The 14,777-nt window shown below is 72.1% G+C and carries 14 protein-coding genes; 9 read left to right on the top strand and 5 right to left on the bottom strand.

The window, feature by feature from the left end; all coding sequences use genetic code 11:
- On the bottom strand, positions 1 to 171 hold a 171-nt coding region (locus tag ACLJQM_RS43885), incomplete at its 3' end, for a class II fructose-bisphosphate aldolase (protein ID WP_410636250.1).
- Positions 172 to 375: 204 nt separating this feature from the next.
- Here ACLJQM_RS43885 and eno point away from each other — a divergent pair.
- Positions 376 to 1,659, top strand: coding sequence for a phosphopyruvate hydratase (gene eno, locus ACLJQM_RS43890; RefSeq protein WP_360781048.1), 1,284 nt, complete (start codon positions 376 to 378; stop codon positions 1,657 to 1,659).
- Positions 1,660 to 1,692: 33 nt separating this feature from the next.
- Here eno and ACLJQM_RS43895 read toward each other — a convergent pair whose 3' ends face one another.
- Entirely contained in the window at positions 1,693 to 2,301 is a 609-nt protein-coding gene (locus ACLJQM_RS43895; RefSeq protein ID WP_247024776.1) for a MerR family transcriptional regulator, read from the bottom strand.
- Between the two features lie 190 nt (positions 2,302 to 2,491).
- Here ACLJQM_RS43895 and ACLJQM_RS43900 point away from each other — a divergent pair, with 190 nt between their 5' ends.
- The 5 genes from ACLJQM_RS43900 to ACLJQM_RS43920 all read left to right on the top strand — a co-directional run bounded on the left by ACLJQM_RS43900 (position 2,492) and on the right by ACLJQM_RS43920 (position 7,259).
- Complete coding sequence (locus ACLJQM_RS43900) at positions 2,492 to 3,223, top strand: alpha/beta fold hydrolase (protein ID WP_410636153.1); 732 nt, start codon at positions 2,492 to 2,494, stop codon at positions 3,221 to 3,223.
- Positions 3,220 to 3,762 (top strand): TetR/AcrR family transcriptional regulator, encoded by a 543-nt coding sequence (locus ACLJQM_RS43905; protein WP_247024773.1) that lies wholly within the window; start codon positions 3,220 to 3,222, stop codon positions 3,760 to 3,762. Before ACLJQM_RS43900 ends, ACLJQM_RS43905 begins: the two co-directional genes overlap by 4 nt.
- 85 nt (positions 3,763 to 3,847) lie before the next feature.
- Positions 3,848 to 4,984 carry an LLM class flavin-dependent oxidoreductase gene (locus ACLJQM_RS43910; protein WP_410636154.1) on the top strand — a complete coding sequence of 379 codons (1,137 nt, stop codon included), beginning with the start codon at positions 3,848 to 3,850 and terminating at the stop codon, positions 4,982 to 4,984.
- Complete coding sequence (locus tag ACLJQM_RS43915; protein ID WP_360781056.1) at positions 4,981 to 6,264, top strand: NtaA/DmoA family FMN-dependent monooxygenase; 1,284 nt, start codon at positions 4,981 to 4,983, stop codon at positions 6,262 to 6,264. Before ACLJQM_RS43910 ends, ACLJQM_RS43915 begins: the two co-directional genes overlap by 4 nt.
- A 77-nt stretch (positions 6,265 to 6,341) precedes the next feature.
- Positions 6,342 to 7,259 (top strand): ABC transporter substrate-binding protein, encoded by a 918-nt coding sequence (locus tag ACLJQM_RS43920; RefSeq protein WP_410636251.1) that lies wholly within the window; start codon positions 6,342 to 6,344, stop codon positions 7,257 to 7,259.
- 406 nt (positions 7,260 to 7,665) lie between these two features.
- Here the strand turns inward: ACLJQM_RS43920 and ACLJQM_RS43925 are convergent, their stop codons facing one another.
- Positions 7,666 to 8,484, bottom strand: coding sequence for an alpha/beta fold hydrolase (locus ACLJQM_RS43925; RefSeq protein ID WP_410636155.1), 819 nt, complete (start codon positions 8,482 to 8,484; stop codon positions 7,666 to 7,668).
- 99 nt (positions 8,485 to 8,583) lie between these two features.
- Between ACLJQM_RS43925 and ACLJQM_RS43930 the strand changes: the two genes are divergently transcribed.
- Positions 8,584 to 8,964, top strand: coding sequence for a winged helix-turn-helix transcriptional regulator (locus ACLJQM_RS43930; protein ID WP_247024765.1), 381 nt, complete (start codon positions 8,584 to 8,586; stop codon positions 8,962 to 8,964).
- 16 nt (positions 8,965 to 8,980) lie between these two features.
- Positions 8,981 to 11,998 carry a P-loop NTPase fold protein gene (locus ACLJQM_RS43935; protein ID WP_410636156.1) on the top strand — a complete coding sequence of 1,006 codons (3,018 nt, stop codon included), beginning with the start codon at positions 8,981 to 8,983 and terminating at the stop codon, positions 11,996 to 11,998.
- On the opposite strand, the gene ACLJQM_RS43940 is transcribed toward ACLJQM_RS43935, so the two are convergent.
- On the bottom strand, positions 11,995 to 12,591 hold the full coding sequence (locus ACLJQM_RS43940; RefSeq protein ID WP_410636157.1) for a TetR/AcrR family transcriptional regulator: 597 nt from the start codon (positions 12,589 to 12,591) through the stop codon (positions 11,995 to 11,997). The two genes, ACLJQM_RS43935 and ACLJQM_RS43940, sit on opposite strands and share 4 nt — an antisense overlap.
- A 57-nt stretch (positions 12,592 to 12,648) precedes the next feature.
- On the opposite strand from ACLJQM_RS43940, the gene ACLJQM_RS43945 reads away from it, so the two are divergent.
- Positions 12,649 to 14,118: an FAD-dependent oxidoreductase gene (locus ACLJQM_RS43945; RefSeq protein WP_410636158.1), complete on the top strand. Its 1,470-nt coding sequence runs from the start codon at positions 12,649 to 12,651 to the stop codon at positions 14,116 to 14,118.
- On the opposite strand, the gene ACLJQM_RS43950 is transcribed toward ACLJQM_RS43945, so the two are convergent.
- Positions 14,115 to 14,777, bottom strand: a complete 663-nt coding sequence (locus ACLJQM_RS43950) for a lytic polysaccharide monooxygenase (RefSeq protein WP_247024757.1) — start codon at positions 14,775 to 14,777, stop codon at positions 14,115 to 14,117. The genes ACLJQM_RS43945 and ACLJQM_RS43950 overlap by 4 nt on opposite strands.

Below are 14,777 nucleotides of genomic sequence, written 5' to 3' on the forward strand. Positions count from 1 at the left end.
GGCGCCGCCGGTGGAGAACTGGATGATGCCGTCGCTCTCCGCCTCGGCGAACCCGCGGATGGCGGCGTTCACGGTCTCGGACGAGGTCACGTTGATGGCGGGGTAGGCGAACTCGTTCGCCTTCGCCTGGTCCAGCATCTCCGCGTAGACCTCGGGGGTCGCGATGGGCATGCGGGCTCCACTTCGGACTCGGATGGGTTCGGCCGGAACGCTAGCGGCGCGATGCTGGGGTTTTCCCCAGTGGCGGCCCGGTAGAACGGTGGTACCGGTCCGGCCGGTGGCAGGTGACGACGTCGTCCCGCCCGTGCCGTGTTCGTCCCGCCGGCCTTCCCCCTGAACCCGAGGTGCGACCCCGTCGTGCCGCTGAGGAGAAAAATGACTGCCATCGTCCAAGTCACCGGCCGGGAGATCCTGGACAGCCGCGGCAACCCGACGGTCGAGGTCGACGTCGAGCTGGCCGACGGGTCGTTCGGGCGCGCGGCGGTGCCGTCGGGTGCGTCGACGGGCACGCGCGAGGCCGTGGAGCTGCGGGACGGTGATCCGAGCCGGTTCCTCGGCAAGGGGGTCCGCAAGGCCGTCGACGCGGTGAACGGCGAGATCGCCGCCGCGGTCGTGGGTCTCGACTCGCGGTCGCAGGTCGAGGTGGACCGGGTGCTGTGCGAGCTGGACGGCACGCCGAACAAGGCGCGGCTGGGCGCGAACGCGATCCTCGGGGTGTCGCTGGCGGTGGCGAAGGCGGCCGCGCAGGCGCACGTGCTGCCGCTGTACCGGCACCTGGGCGGGGAGGGCACCTACCGGCTGCCGACGCCGATGATGAACATCGTCAACGGCGGCGCGCACGCCGACAACGGGATCGACTTCCAGGAGTTCATGATCGCGCCGGTCGGCGCGTCGAGCTTCGCCGAAGCGGTCCGGGTCGGCGCCGAGGTCTTCCACACGCTGCGCGGGATCCTGCGCGACGCGGGGCACAGCACGAACGTCGGCGACGAGGGCGGGTTCGCGCCCCAGCTCGACACCGCCGAGCAGGCGCTGGACTACGTCGTGCGTGCGATCGAGCGGGCCGGGTACGTGCCCGGCGACGACGTGGCGCTGATGCTGGACCTGGCCGCGTCGGAGTTCCACGAGGACGGGATCTACCACTACCGCGGCGAAGGCGTGAAGCGCTCGGCGTCCGAGCACGCCGGCTACCTGCGCGACCTGGTCGCCCGGTACCCGATCGCGTCCATCGAGGACGCCATGGCGGAGGACGACGTCGCCGGCTGGCAGCTGGTGACCCGCGCGCTGGGCGAGGAGATCCAGCTCGTCGGCGACGACGTCTTCTGCACCAATGTGGCGCTGCTGTCGGAGGGGATCGAGCAGGGCGTGGCCAACGCGATCCTGGTCAAGGTCAACCAGATCGGCACGCTGACCGAGACGCTCGACGCGGTCGAGGTGGCTTCGCGCGCCGGCTACGGCGTCGTGCTGTCGCACCGCTCGGGGGAGACCGAGGACACGACGATCGCCGACCTTTCGGTTGCCGTGGACTGCGGTCAGATCAAGACGGGGTCGCTGTCGCGGGCCGACCGCACGGCGAAGTACAACCAGCTGCTGCGGATCGAGGAGGACCTGGGCGCGGCGGCGGAGTACGCGGGCCGCGCCCCGCTGAACCGGAAGCGCTGAGCGAGCCGGCGCCGGGGCCCGCGGGTCCCGGCGTCAGGCTTCGGCCGGTGCCGCGCCCAATGCGTCGACGAGCGCGAAGTGCCGCAGCCCGGCGAACAGCCGCTCACCGAGCAGGGTCGCGATGAGCGCGGTCTCTGCCGGGCGCCGCGCCGGCCCGACGTCGTCGATCAGGGCCGCGTCGACGGCGGCGACCTCGCGGGCGAGCGCGAGGTAGTCGGCGAGCCTGCCGGAGACGGCGTCGTGCCCGAGACCGTGGCAGACGGCCAGCACGGTGACCAGGTTCGCCACGGCGGGATCGGTGTCGTCCGCGGGCTCGCCGAGCAGCTCGCCGACCCGTCCGAGCGCCCACGCCCGCGCCGGCGCGGAAACCGGCCGCACGGTGACCCGCCCGTCCTGCGCGACCCCGAGCACGACCCGCGCCGCACGGCCGGCGTCGAGCGCCCCGAGCACGTCGGCCACCTCGGCCAGCGACAGCCCGCCGATCTCGCGCAGCGCGCAGACCAGCCGCAGCCGCTTGACGTGCTCGGGGGAGTACTGCGCCTGGTTCGGCCCGACCCGGCGGCCGGCGGGCAGCAGGCCCTCGCGCAGGTAGTACTTGACGGTCGCGACCGGAACACCCGTCTCCGCGCTGAGTTCAGCCATCCGCATTGCGCCCGGTTCCCCCTTCTCCGCCCGCTCGCGCGGGGAGTCCAGTGAACCGCCCGCGGCCGCGCCGGGCCCAGCACCGGGCGCGAAGTCTGGTGGGATGCCCAGATTTCGGGCCCGCTCGACTAAGTGGGACAGTGTCCCGTAGGTTAAACGGGACAACGTCCCACTTGAAGGGTGACCGTTCATGACGACGACGTACGTGCTGGTCCACGGCGCTTGGCACACCGGCCAGGCCTGGGCGCGAGTCGTACCCCGGCTGGCCGCGAGCGGCAGCCGGGTCTTCACCCCGACGCTGACCGGCTACGGCGAGACCACCCACCTGCTCGGCCCGGACGTCGGGCTCGGCACGCACACCGCCGACGTCGTGCGGCTGCTGGTCGAGGCCGACCTGCACGACGTCGTCCTGGTCGGGCACAGCTACGCGGGCCTGGTGATCTCCGCGGTCGCCAACCAGGTGCCCGAGCGCATCGCGCGGCTGGTCTACCTCGACGCGATGGTGCCCACCGACGGCGAGAACGCGCTCGACGTCATGCCGGTCACGCGCACCATGCTCGGGAACGGCTGGCGCGTCCCGCCGCTGCCCGAGCTGCCCGCGCCCTTCGGGCTGTTCGGCGTGACCGATCCCGGGGACGTGGCCTGGGTGCGGACCATGCTGTCCGACCAGTCGCTGCGCTGCCTCGAAGAGCCGGTGGCGATGGACAACCCGGCCCTCGCCGCGATTCCGCGCACCCACATCCACTGCACCGTCAAGCCCGCGGGGTTCGACCGGCGCCCGGTGCCCGCCGTGCAGCCGAACGGCGAGCCCGCCGACGTGCGGGAGCTGGCCACCGGCCACGACTGCATGATCATCGAGCCGGCGGGGCTCGCCGCGCTGCTGCTGGACGTCGGGGAGCGGGCCGGTAGCCTGCGGACGTGAAGCGTGCCGACGCGCGGCGCAACGCCGAGAACGTCCTGGAGGCCGCGGCCGCGGTGTTCGTGACCACCGGCGTCGAGGCGCCCATCCGGGAGATCGCCGCACGGGCCGGGGTGGGCACGGCGACCATCTACCGCCACTACCCGACCCGCGCGGACCTGATCCTCGCGGTCTACCGGCTGCAGGTCGAGTCGCTGGCCGAAGCCGGCCCGGCGCTGCTCGCGGCCGGAGGAGGCCCGCACCGGGCGCTGGTGGCGTGGATCGACCGGTTCGTCGACTTCGTGATCACCAAGCAGGGGCTCGCGTCGGTGCTGCAGTCCGACGACCCGTGCTACGACCCGCTGCACGCCTACTTCCTCGAGCGCCTCGGCCCGGTGTGCACGCAGCTGCTGGAGGCGGCCGCGGAAGCCGGCGAGATCGCCCCCGGCCAGGACCCGTACGAGCTGATGCGCGGCGTCGGCAGCCTGTGCGCCGGCGCGGGCGCCGCCTACGACCCGCGTCACCTCGTGCGGCTCCTGGTCAACGGGCTCCGGCGCGCCTGAGCCGTCCGAGGGGTGGAACGCCCGCCGCCGGCCGGAGCGGTTTCTGCACGATGACCGCGTACCCCCGGCGCGAGCGAGGAACGCGATGAGATTCCAGGTCCTGGACATCCTGCCCCACCTGACGAACCCGGTGACCGGCCGCCGGATCCGCACTGACGAGCGCTTCGCGCAGGCGCTCACGTCGGCGCGCTACGCCGAGGAGTTCGGGTTCGACGCCGTCGCGCTCGGCGAGCGCCACGCCGGGCACTTCCTGAGCAGCGGCGTCACCGTGCTGCTGGGCGCGATCGCGGCGACGACGAGCCGCGTCCGGATCCAGACCGGCGTCTCGGTGCTGTCGGTGCACGACCCGCTGCGGGTCGCCGAGGACTACGCCACCGTCGACCAGCTGTCCCGCGGGCGGCTGGAACTGGTGATCGGCAAGGGCAACGAGCTGCGCCAGCTGCCGATGTTCGGCATCGGGAACGGCGACCAGTGGGACGCGCTCGCGGAGAAGTACGCGCTGCTGCGGCGGCTCTGGCGCGAGGAGGACGTCACCTGGACGGGCCGCTTCCGCGGTCCGCTCGACGCGGTCACCAGCCTGCCGCGCCCGTTCGCCGGCGCGCCGCGGGTCTGGCACGGTTCGGCCACGACGTCGACCTCGGCCGAGCTGGCGGCGCGGTGGGGCGACCCGCTCTTCTCGGCCAACGCGATCCAGCCGCGGGACAACTACACCGTGCTGATCGAGCACTACCGGAAGCACTACGCCGAGCACGGCCACGACCCGCGTTTCGCCTACGTCGGGGCAGGGGCGGGGTTCCTGTACCTGGCCGACACCACGCAGGAGGCGCGGGAGGCGTTCGGCCCGACCTACGAGCGGATCGTCGAGTACTTCAACCGGCCCGGGAACCACACGCCGGGCAACGCGATGGAGTTCCCGACGATCGACGACGCGATCGCGCGCGGCCCGGTCCTGGTCGGCAGCCCGCGGCAGATCACCGAGAAGATCCTGTGGTGGCACGAGGCCTACGGGCACGACCTGCAGTCCTTCAGCCTGCCGACGATGATCCCGCACGAGCAGCAGCTCGCGATGCTCGAACGCTTCGCCGCCGAGGTCGTGCCCGCCGTCCGCGCCGCGGCTTCGACGACACTGTGGACGGAGCACGATCCCTACGGCGGCCGCCCGGCCGTCCACGGGCGCACCGCCGCCGACGCGGCACGGACCGTCGAAGGAGCCTCGCTGTGAAGTCCCTGCACTTCAACGCTTTCATCTGGCCGAACGGCTACCACGAGTCCGCGTGGCGGGTGGTGGACGACGACGTCCGCGGCGTGCTCGGGCTGCCGTACTACGCCGGCATCGCGCGGACCGCCGAGCGCGGCCTGATGGACTCGATCTTCCTCGCCGACAACATCGCCATCGCCGAATACCGCGCCACCCACCTGCCGCAGACGCAGTTCGACCCGATCGCCGTGCTCTCCGCGCTGGCCGCGGTCACCGAGAAGATCGGCCTGATCGGCACCGGGTCGACGACCTACAACAAGCCGTGGGAGCTCGCGCGGAGGTTCGCGACGCTGGACCACCTCAGCGGCGGGCGCGCGGGCTGGAACATCGTCACGACCATCACTTCGCTGGCGGCGGCGAACTTCGGCGAGAAGGCCCACCCCGACCACGCCGACCGGTACGAGCGCGCGCACGAGTTCGTCGACGTCGTCACCCGGGTGTGGGACAGCTGGGACGCCGACGCGATCGTCGGCGACCGCGAGAACGGCGTCTGGGCCGACCGCGCGAAGCTGCACGCGCCGCGGTTCCACGGCCGGTTCTACGACGTCGAGGGCGTCCTGCCGTTCCCGCGGCCGCCGCAGGGGTGGCCGGTGCTCGTCCAGGCGGGACAGTCGGCCGCCGGGATCGGGCTCGCGGCCCGGTACGCGGAGCTGGTGTTCTCCGGGCCGCCGTCGCTGGAGGCGGCGGTGAAGTTCCGCGCGGAGCTGGACGCCCAGGTCGTCGCGGCGGGCCGGGACCCTGCCGGCGTGCGCGTGCTGCCCGCGCTGATGGTGACGCTGGGCGGCACCGAGGCCGAGGCGAAGGCCCGCGCGGAGCGGCTCGAAGAGCTGGCCAGCCCGGAGTTCCGCTGGCAGAACGCGTTGTACACGGCGGGCCTCGACCCGGACGCGTTCGACCCGGACGCCCCGCTGCCCGCCGAGCTGCGGGCGGAAGGCGGCTCGTCCCGGCTGCAGCAGCTCGCGGCGGCCGCGCGGGAGCGGCCGGAGGCCCCGCTGCGCGAGATCGCGGCCCGGATCACCGGGGGAGCGGGGCAGGTCCACTTCGTCGGCACGCCGGAGCAGCTCGCCGACCACGTGCTCACCTGGCAGGACGCCGGCGCCGTCGACGGGTTCACCATCATGGGATCGACGCTGCCGTACGAGCTGACCGCGTTCGTCGACCACGTCGTGCCGATCCTGCAGGCCAAGGGCCGGTACCGGACCGAGTACGAGGGCTCGACGCTGCGTGAGCACCTGGCCGGGTGACTCCCAGCATGTGGTTTCTGTCGGTGGTGCTGGTTAGGGTCGGAGACCGTCCGATCTTGACGACAGGAGTGTGGGACGTGGGCTGGACCCGGAACATCCGAGTGGCCGCGCTGGTGGCGGTGGCCGCTCTGGGCCTGACAGCGTGCGGCGGCGGGGACGACAAACCCGCCGCGGCGGGCAAAGGCGGGGCGCCGATCGTCGTCGCGTCCTTCAACTTCACCGACAGCCAGATCCTGGCCGAGATCTACGCGCAGGCGCTGGAGGCCAAGGGTTACCCGGTGACGAAGAAGCTGAACCTGGGCTCGCGGGAGCTGATCTACCCGTCCCTGAAGTCGGGCGAGCTGCAGTTCATCCCGGAGTACCAGGGTTCCGCGATCGCGGCCGGCTTCGGCAAGGAGCCGGTGAAGGACGCGAAGGGCGAGCACGAGCAGCTGGCGAAGCTGCTCGAGCCCAGCGGCGTCTCGCTGCTGGACTACGCCGCGGCCGAAGACAAGAACACCTACATCGTGAAGGCGGACCTGGCCCAGTCGAAGGGCCTGGCGACCATCGGCGACCTGAAGAAGCTGGACAAGGTCGTCCTGGCCGGAGGTCCGGAGTGCGAGAAGCGCGCGACGTGCTTCAAGGGCTTCACGGACGTGTACAAGCTGACGAACGCGACGTTCCAGACGGTCCAGGAGCTCGGGCCGCGCGCCCAGCAGCTCGATTCCGGCGCGGTGACGGTGATCCCGGTCGACTCGGTGAGCCCCCTGGCCGGTGACCCGAAGTACGTGGCGCTGAAGGACGACCTGAACATCGTGCCGACCGAGAACGTGGTCCCGGCGGTGACCAAGAAGGTACTGGACGAGCGAGGAGCCGACTTCGCGGCAGCGGTGAACGCGGTGAGCGCGAAGCTGACGACCGAGGGGATGCGGGAGCTGAACAAGCGAGTGGATTCGGAGGGCGAGAAGGCGGCGGACGTGGCGAAGGACTGGCTGGGACAGCAGGGCTTGGGCTGACGCTTCGGGGACCCGGGCGCCCGCCCGGGTCCTCACTCACCAGCAGCTGCTCGGCCGGCGAGCCGTGATCGGCCGGCGGTCGGCCACAGCTCGGCTGCTCGGGGCGTGGATCGTGCACTTCTTCTGCGCGCTCGGCATGGTCGTCGTCTGCCTGTGGCTGCTGGGACCCCTCGCACGCTGGGACCTGCTCGGGAAGCCTCGCCCGCGGGGTTGTCCCACGCCGGCGTCGCGGCGGCCGGCGCCCAGCTGCGAATCTCGCCGCCGGAGGGCCGTCAGCGCCTGCGGCGCACCGGTTCCGCGGCACTTGTGGAACCGGCAGGGGCCAGTCAGGCGTGGTACATCCGCGCCGGTTGTTCGAGTCGGCCTCGGGCGTAGCGCTCGTTCGGCGTTGGCCGGTCAGCTCCGGTCAGCCGGCGAGCAGCAACGGCACCAGGGCGTCGGGCCGGTCCAGCGGGATGATGTGGCCGCAGTCCTCGAGCAGGTGCTCCGTGAGGTCGTCGGCCACCGGGCGCAGCTGGCGTGCGAGCGCAGCACCCACCGGGTGCGCGCCGATCGCCGTGGTGGGCACCGTGAGGCGGCCGGCCGCGGTGGCCTCCGCGATCTGCCGCGCGCTCTCCGGCATCGCCCGGTAATGGCCGAAAGCGCTCCGCAGCGCCTCACTCCCGGTGTAGGCCGCGGTGAAGTGGTCGCGGACCGCGGGCGGCACCCCACGCCCGTGTGTCCCCGCGGCGAGGAACCAGTCGATGTACTCGGCCTCGTGCCCGGCGAGCACCGTCTCCCCGAGTCCGGGGACGGCGTGGAACCCGAACCACCACGGCGGCCCGCCGGCCAGAAAGTCCTCGGCGCCGGGCAGCCGTCCGAGCAGCGACTCCATCAGCACGAGCCGCCGCACCCGCTCCGGCCGTCGCATCGCGAGCAGGAACGCGGGTGGCGCACCCGCGTCGATGCCCGCGACCGTCGCCTCGGGTTCGCCCAGCGCGTCGAGGAGCGCCTCGGCGTCGTCGGCGAGGGTTCCGGCGTCGTAGCCGCCGTCGGTGCGGGTGGTCGCGCCGAGGCCGCGCAGGTCCGGCGCGATGACGCGGTGGTGCCGGGCCAGGTGCGGGACGACCTCCGTCCACAACCGCCAGGTGTGCGGGAAGCCGTGCAGCAGCAGAAAAGCCGGTTCTTCCCCGGCGACGGCCACGTTCACCTCGATGCCGTTCGCCCTGACCCGCCGCTCGCGCACGTGACCTCCTCAAGGGGTTACCATTGGTTACCGGCTGAGCGTAAGTAACCAGCCCGGCCGAGCCAAGAAGGCACTTCCCCGACAGGTGGTGAGCTCCAGGTGACCCCCTCACCCCGAGGCACGCGCGGCGACCTCTTCGACCCCGCCTGCCCGACCCGCAAGCTCCTCGACCGCATCGGCACGAAGTGGACGTCGATGGCGGTCAAGGTCCTGGCCGAAGCCGCCCCGGCCGAGGTGCGGTTCGCGGAGCTGCAACGCCGCATGCCGGGCGTCTCGCAGAAGATGCTCTCGACCACCCTGCAAAGCCTCACCCACGACGGCCTGGTCGCCCGCCGGGTGGAACCGACGGTCCCGCCCAAGGTGCACTACCGCCTCACCGAGCTGGGCCTTTCCCTGGAGGTCCCGCTGGCCGCGTTGCGCACGTGGGCGGAGGAGAACATGCCGGCGATCGACCGGGCGCTGAAACAATCGACCGGCTGAGGGCGACTCACCGGTGGTGAACGACACCCCGCCCACCGTCAGGCGAATCATCGAGGAGGAGGGCCGCACGCCGGGCCCCCGGATCGCCGAGTTCGCCTCGATGGTCTCGGCCGCGCAGCGGTACCGCCGCGAGCAGGGCGCGAGCGACACCACCGGCGTCACCAGGTCCACCGCGCTCCTGGCGCTCATGATGATGGACGAGGACATCAGGCGCGCGTTGCTCAAAAGCGGCGTGGAACCCGATCGGCTCGGCTCGATCCTCTCGCTCGAGAGAGTCACGTTCAGCTCGGCCGGCGAAGAAGGAGCGGTGCACGAGTGGTTCGCCCGCGCCCTCGCCGCCCACCTGCGGTCGCTGCCCCGCGACCAGCAGGTCGTCGACCTGGCCGACATCGCCGTCGCGATCATGCGGTCGGCCCGTGACGACAGAAGCGGCGCCTTGCCGGAACGGCTGAGGCAGATGGGCGCCGACGTCGATGCGGCCTTGACCGGCCTTTCGCGGCTCACCGGGCCGCGCGCCCGCCGTCCGGTGCCGTTGTCGCACAGCATGCAGGCGGTGGCCGACAGCCTTCCCGCGACCGGGCTGACCACCGTGGAGATCGTCCGGGCGATCGGACGGCGGCACCCGGAATACGCCGCCGGCCGGCTGGGGTCGGTCGTCACCCGGAGTCCGCGCCGGCAGCGCGACTGGGCCGAGTGGTACGAGCTGGTCACGCGCTGGTTCGACGCCGACGTCGTCGCGAAGACCCGCCACGAGGTGCTCGACGGGCGGCTGTTCCTGCTCGGCCTCGGTCTCGAAGCCCCCAACCTCTTGGACTCGCTCAAGAGCGAAGGCGCCTGGAGCGCGTTGCTCACGGAGATCGACGAGGCCGTCGCCCCGCCCGGCTCGCCCCTCTGGCCCGTCCTGAACGGCATCCGCTTCGCCCACGGCTACCGCAACGACGGCACCGGCGGCGCCGACCAGCTGGACGTCCAGGGGTACGTCAACGCCGTCTGCGAAGTCATCACCGATCCCGACGTCACCCCGCCCCTCTCCATCGGCCTCTTCGGCAAGTGGGGCACCGGCAAAAGCTTCTTCATGGAGAAGATGCGTGAACGGATCGCCGGACGCATCCCCGGTGAAGACGGCTTTTCCATCACCCAGATCCGCTTCAACGCCTGGCACTACGCGGACACCAGCCTCTGGGCGAGCCTCGCGATCGAGATCTTCGAGCGCCTGGCCGACCCCGAACCGGTCGACCCCCGCGAGCGGGAGGAGTGGCACCGCAGCCACGGCGACGCGTACCGCGCCGAACGTGAGGCGCTGCTGTCCGAGCTCGAGACCTACCGCGACGCCAAGTCCACATTGGACGCCGAGTGCACGCAGCTGGAGGGCGAGCGGAAGCAGCTCGAGGACCGGCGGACCGAAGTCACGGAGAAGCGCAAGGCGGAGATCCAGAAGGTCCGGCTCACCGAAGTCGCCAAAGAACTCGCGAAAAACACCGAAGTACAAGGCAAACTGAAGGACATTTCGAAAGAGCTCGGCTTCGAACCCGCCGTCGACGAACTCACCGGGCTCGGCAAGGACCTCCGCACCACCGCCGGCTACCTGCCGGCCCTCTGGCGTGGCATCAAGTACAAATCCCTGTTCGGGACGCTCGCCGCGGGGATCGCCGTGCTGGCCGTGCTCACCATCGCGCTCGCCGGGCGTGGGGGAGTGGAGTGGCTGTACTCCCTGGGCGCTACCGCCGCCTCGATCGTCGTGGTCACCCAGCAGCTCCGGCCGGCCGCGAAGCGGGTCAACACCGCGCTCGGGCACGTCCAGGACGCGATCCGGATCACCAACGAGGCGCGGGAAACCCTGCGGAGCAAGCGAAGCCGTGAGGAGCGCGTCCTCGACCTCGAACTCGCCGACGCCGAACGCGCGATCGCCGAGACCACGCAGGCGATCACCGCGCTCGACGAGAAGATCGCGACCGCCCGGGCCGCCGCCGAGGCGCTCAGCGTCGGGCGGAAGCTGTACGAGTTCCTCAACGATCGCGCCTCCGGGTACCAGAAGCACCAGGGCGTCGTCGGCACGCTGCACCGCGACTTCCGGTTCCTCGACGCCCTGCTGCGCAACCACGGCCGGAGCGTCGAGGCCGGTGTCAAACCCGTCTCCCGGGTCGTGCTCTACATCGACGACCTCGACCGCTGCCCGCCGGCCAAGGTCCTCGAGGTGCTGGAAGCGGTGCACCTGCTGCTCGCGCTGGAGCTGTTCGTGGTCGTCGTCGGCGTGGACCCGCGCTGGCTGAGCAGCAGCCTGTGGCACCAGTACCGCGACCTCGCCGTCGGCGGCGATCCCCGCACCGACGCCTACCTGCGCGGCATGCCGGTCGAGTACCTGGAGAAGATCTTCCAGATCCCCTTCACCCTGCCGGAAATGGAACCCGAGGCCTACGCGCGGCTGATCGGGAGTGTCGCGGACGTCGCGCTGGCGCCCACGTCCGTGCCGGCGGACACGCCGGCCACGGTCCGCCCCGACGACTCGGCCACCGGTGAAGAGCGCACGCCGGCCCGGGCCGAGCTGGACGTCGAGCCCGGCTCCGCGGCCGCCGCCGAGCCGGGGGAGCGGATCGGGCTCACCGGGCCCGAGGTGGAGTTCGCCCAGCAGCTGGGCGCCCTGGTCACCAGCCCGCGGGCGGCGAAACGGCTGATGAACACCTACCGCCTGATCCGCGCCACCAGGCACGTCGGGTCGCGCTCGCGCTTCCTCGGCGGCGACGGGCGGCCGGGTGAGTTCCAGGCCGTGCTCACGCTGCTCGCGGCGGTCGCCGGGCGCCCGACGCTGGCGAACCCGCTGTTCCTCGCCCTCCAGGACGCCGACGGCGACAGCTGGGCCGGCTTCCTCGCGCAGCTGGCGAACGACACCGAGCCCAGCGGGCTGCCGCATGACGTCGCGGAATGGGGGCGCCTGCACCGCGGCCTCGAAGCGGGCCGCCGACCGGGCACGCTCGACGACCTCGCCACCTACCAGCGCTGGGGCCCGGTCATCGCCCGGTTCGGGTTCACCCTCTAGCGCCGCTCCAGCAGCGGCAGGAACAGGTCGTCGACGATCGCCCGGATGCGGGCGGGCGACGGCGTCTTCAGTTCCATCAGCAGGTCGTGGCGCACCAGGTCGAACGGCATCTCGAGCAGCGTGACGGACACGCGCTCCAGGTCGAGCTCGCCGCGGTCGTGGGCGCGCCGGTACAGGGGCCGCTCGCCCGGGCGTGCCGCCTCGCCCAGCACCCGCGTGCGGACCTGCGCCGGCGTCAGGCCGGTGCCGGCCAGCAGGCCCGAGTACGCGGTGGCCGCGGCGATGGCGAAGAACGTGGCGCGGGTTTCGCTCACCGCCGCCAGCTCGGCGAGCAGGTCGCCGCGCAGGGTGCCGGTGTCGGGGATCGCCACCCGGTGGGTGGCCCGGTAGTGCTCGAGCGCGGCCATGACGACCTCGTCCTTGTGGGCCCAGCGGCGGTAGAGCACGGCCTCGCTGGTGCGCGCGCGGACGGCGATCGACTCCATCGTCAGGCGCGCGTACCCGGTCTCGATCAGCTCGTCCCAGGCCGCCGCGAGGAGCTCGGCTTCGAGCTGCTTGCCGTGCCGGCGACGGCGGACGGGTTCGGTGGCCACGCGCTCACGATAGGGCTACGCTGACAAGAAAGGAAAAACTTTCTTGGGGGCAGGAAGATGCCGACCGAAGTGCTGATCGCCGGCGCGGGCCCGACCGGGCTCACGCTGGCCTGCGAACTCGCTCGCGGCGGCGTCCCGTTCCGCCTGGTCGAGGCCGCTCCCGGTCCGCGGCCCGGCTCGCGCGGCAAAGGCGTCCAGCCGCGCACCCTCGAGGTGTTCGACGACCTCGGCGTCGTCGGCCGCGTGCTCGCCCACGGCCGGCTCGCGATGCCGATCCGGTCGACCGCGCCCGACGGCGGGGTGACGACGAGCGGTGCCGAACCGGCGGGGGAGCGGCCCGACATCCCTTACCCGGCGAGCCTGATCACGCCCGAATGGCGGGTCGAAGAAGCACTGCGGCTGCGGCTGGCGGAACTCGGCGGCGCCGTCGAGTTCGGCACCGCGCTCGACGGCTTCGAGCAGACCGGCGACGGCGTGACGGCGGTGCTCGTCAAGGACGGCCGGCCCGAAACGGTCACCGCGCGGTGGCTGGTGGGGTGCGACGGCGGCCACAGCGTCGTCCGCAAGCGGGCCGGGATCCCGTTCGAGGGCGAGACCCGCGACGAGGTGCGGATGATCGTCGCCGACGTCGGTGCCGACGGCCTGGACCGCGACGCCTGGCACATGTGGCGCCACCCCGAAGGACTCGTCAACCTCTGCCCGCTGCCTTCGACGGATCTTTTCCAGTACCAGGCGAGCATCGCGCCCGGGCAGGATCCCGGGCTCGGTCTGGCGAACCTGCAGGAGATCCTCGACCGGCGGAGCGGCCGCACCGACCTCCGCCTGGGCGAGCCGGAGTGGGTTTCGTTGTGGCGGGCCAACGTCCGGCTCGCCGCCCGCTACCGCGAAGGACGCGTGTTCCTCGCCGGCGACGCCGCGCACATCCATTCGCCGGCCGGCGGGCAGGGGATGAACACCGGTATCCAGGACGCGCACAACCTCGGCTGGAAGTTCGCGGCGGGCGCCTCGCCGGTGCTGCTCGACAGCTACGAAGCCGAGCGACGACCGGTCGCCGCGGACGTGCTCGCGCTGTCCGACGCGCGTCTCAAGCTGGCGGTCGAGCAGAAGGGCATCCCGATCCGCCGGGACGCCAAGACGATGCAGCTGGGCGTGAACTACCGCGGCTCGGTCCAGGCGCGCGACGACCGCGACGAGACGGCCGCGCTCCGCGCCGGCGACCGGGCCCCGGACGCGACCGGTCTGTCGACAGTGGACGGTGATCGCCGGCTGTTCGACCTGACCCGCGGCGGCCGCTTCACGGTGCTGGACTTCGGGACCGCGGAGCTTCCGCCGGACCTGACGACCTACCGCGTGGTGGCGCGACCGGCCGGTGCCGGCGAACTCGCCGACACCGCCGGTCACCTCGCCGCCGCCTACGGGGGGACCGGCAGCACGCTCGTGCTGATCCGCCCCGACGGCTACGTCGGCCTGATCTCCGATGCGGGGGACGGCGAGGCGGTTTCGGCCTACCTCGCCGCGCTCCGCTAGCCGAAGTTCACGTCACTGCACCACATGTACGTCTGGTCCAGGTGCGAGGCCTGCCAGATCGTGAACACCACGTGCCGGCCCCGGTAGGCGCCGGACGTCTGGACGGTGAACGTGATGTCCTTGGCCGGGGCGTACTTCCCGGTCTGGGTGACGAAGTCGAGGTTGCCCCAGCCGAGGCGCTGCGTGGTGGGGTCGAACCCGTTCTTGCTGACGTAGACCCGGAAGTAGTCGGCGCCGTGGCTGGCCTGGTCGTACAGGTGCATGGCGAAGCTGCTGCCGAGGCTGGTCGCCTTCCACGCGCCCGGGGTGTTGAGGGAGTTGTTGCGGGACAGGGCGTTGCTGCAGAGCTGCCCGTCGGGGGTCAGGCCCTGGAAGTTGCCGCCGAGCCCGTCCCGCAGCGCGCTCATCCAGTTCCACATGGTGTCGGCGTTGGCCTGGAAGGCCTGCCAGCACATGGGGTCCTGCTGCTGCATGGCCGGGTTCGTGTGCTGGCTGCCCCAGTCCGTCCAGCACTGGTAGGCGCGGGTGGCGGGGCTGACGATGGTGCCGTGCGCCGACGCGGCCGGGACTCCGATGAAGAGTCCGGCGAGCGTGGCGATGATCAGCGCGAGGACGCTCCGCCGTCGGGTGACGGACCTGGAGCTGCTGCACTTGCGCAT

Origin of the sequence: Amycolatopsis sp. cmx-4-83 (assembly GCF_046548815.1) — a bacterium.
In the GTDB taxonomy this organism is placed as follows: Bacteria; Actinomycetota; Actinomycetes; order Mycobacteriales; family Pseudonocardiaceae; genus Amycolatopsis; species Amycolatopsis pretoriensis_A.

Bases quoted from the DNA above. Each gene is read 5' to 3' on its own strand.
- eno (WP_360781048.1), top strand. From the start codon at position 376: ATGACTGCCATCGTCCAAGTCACCGGCCGGGAGATCCTGGACAGCCGC.
- ACLJQM_RS43895 (WP_247024776.1), bottom strand. From the start codon at position 2,301: ATGGCTGAACTCAGCGCGGAGACGGGTGTTCCGGTCGCGACCGTCAAG.
- ACLJQM_RS43900 (WP_410636153.1), top strand. From the start codon at position 2,492: ATGACGACGACGTACGTGCTGGTCCACGGCGCTTGGCACACCGGCCAG.
- ACLJQM_RS43910 (WP_410636154.1), top strand. From the start codon at position 3,848: ATGAGATTCCAGGTCCTGGACATCCTGCCCCACCTGACGAACCCGGTG.
- ACLJQM_RS43945 (WP_410636158.1), top strand. From the start codon at position 12,649: ATGCCGACCGAAGTGCTGATCGCCGGCGCGGGCCCGACCGGGCTCACG.
- ACLJQM_RS43950 (WP_247024757.1), bottom strand. From the start codon at position 14,777: ATGCGCAAGTGCAGCAGCTCCAGGTCCGTCACCCGACGGCGGAGCGTC.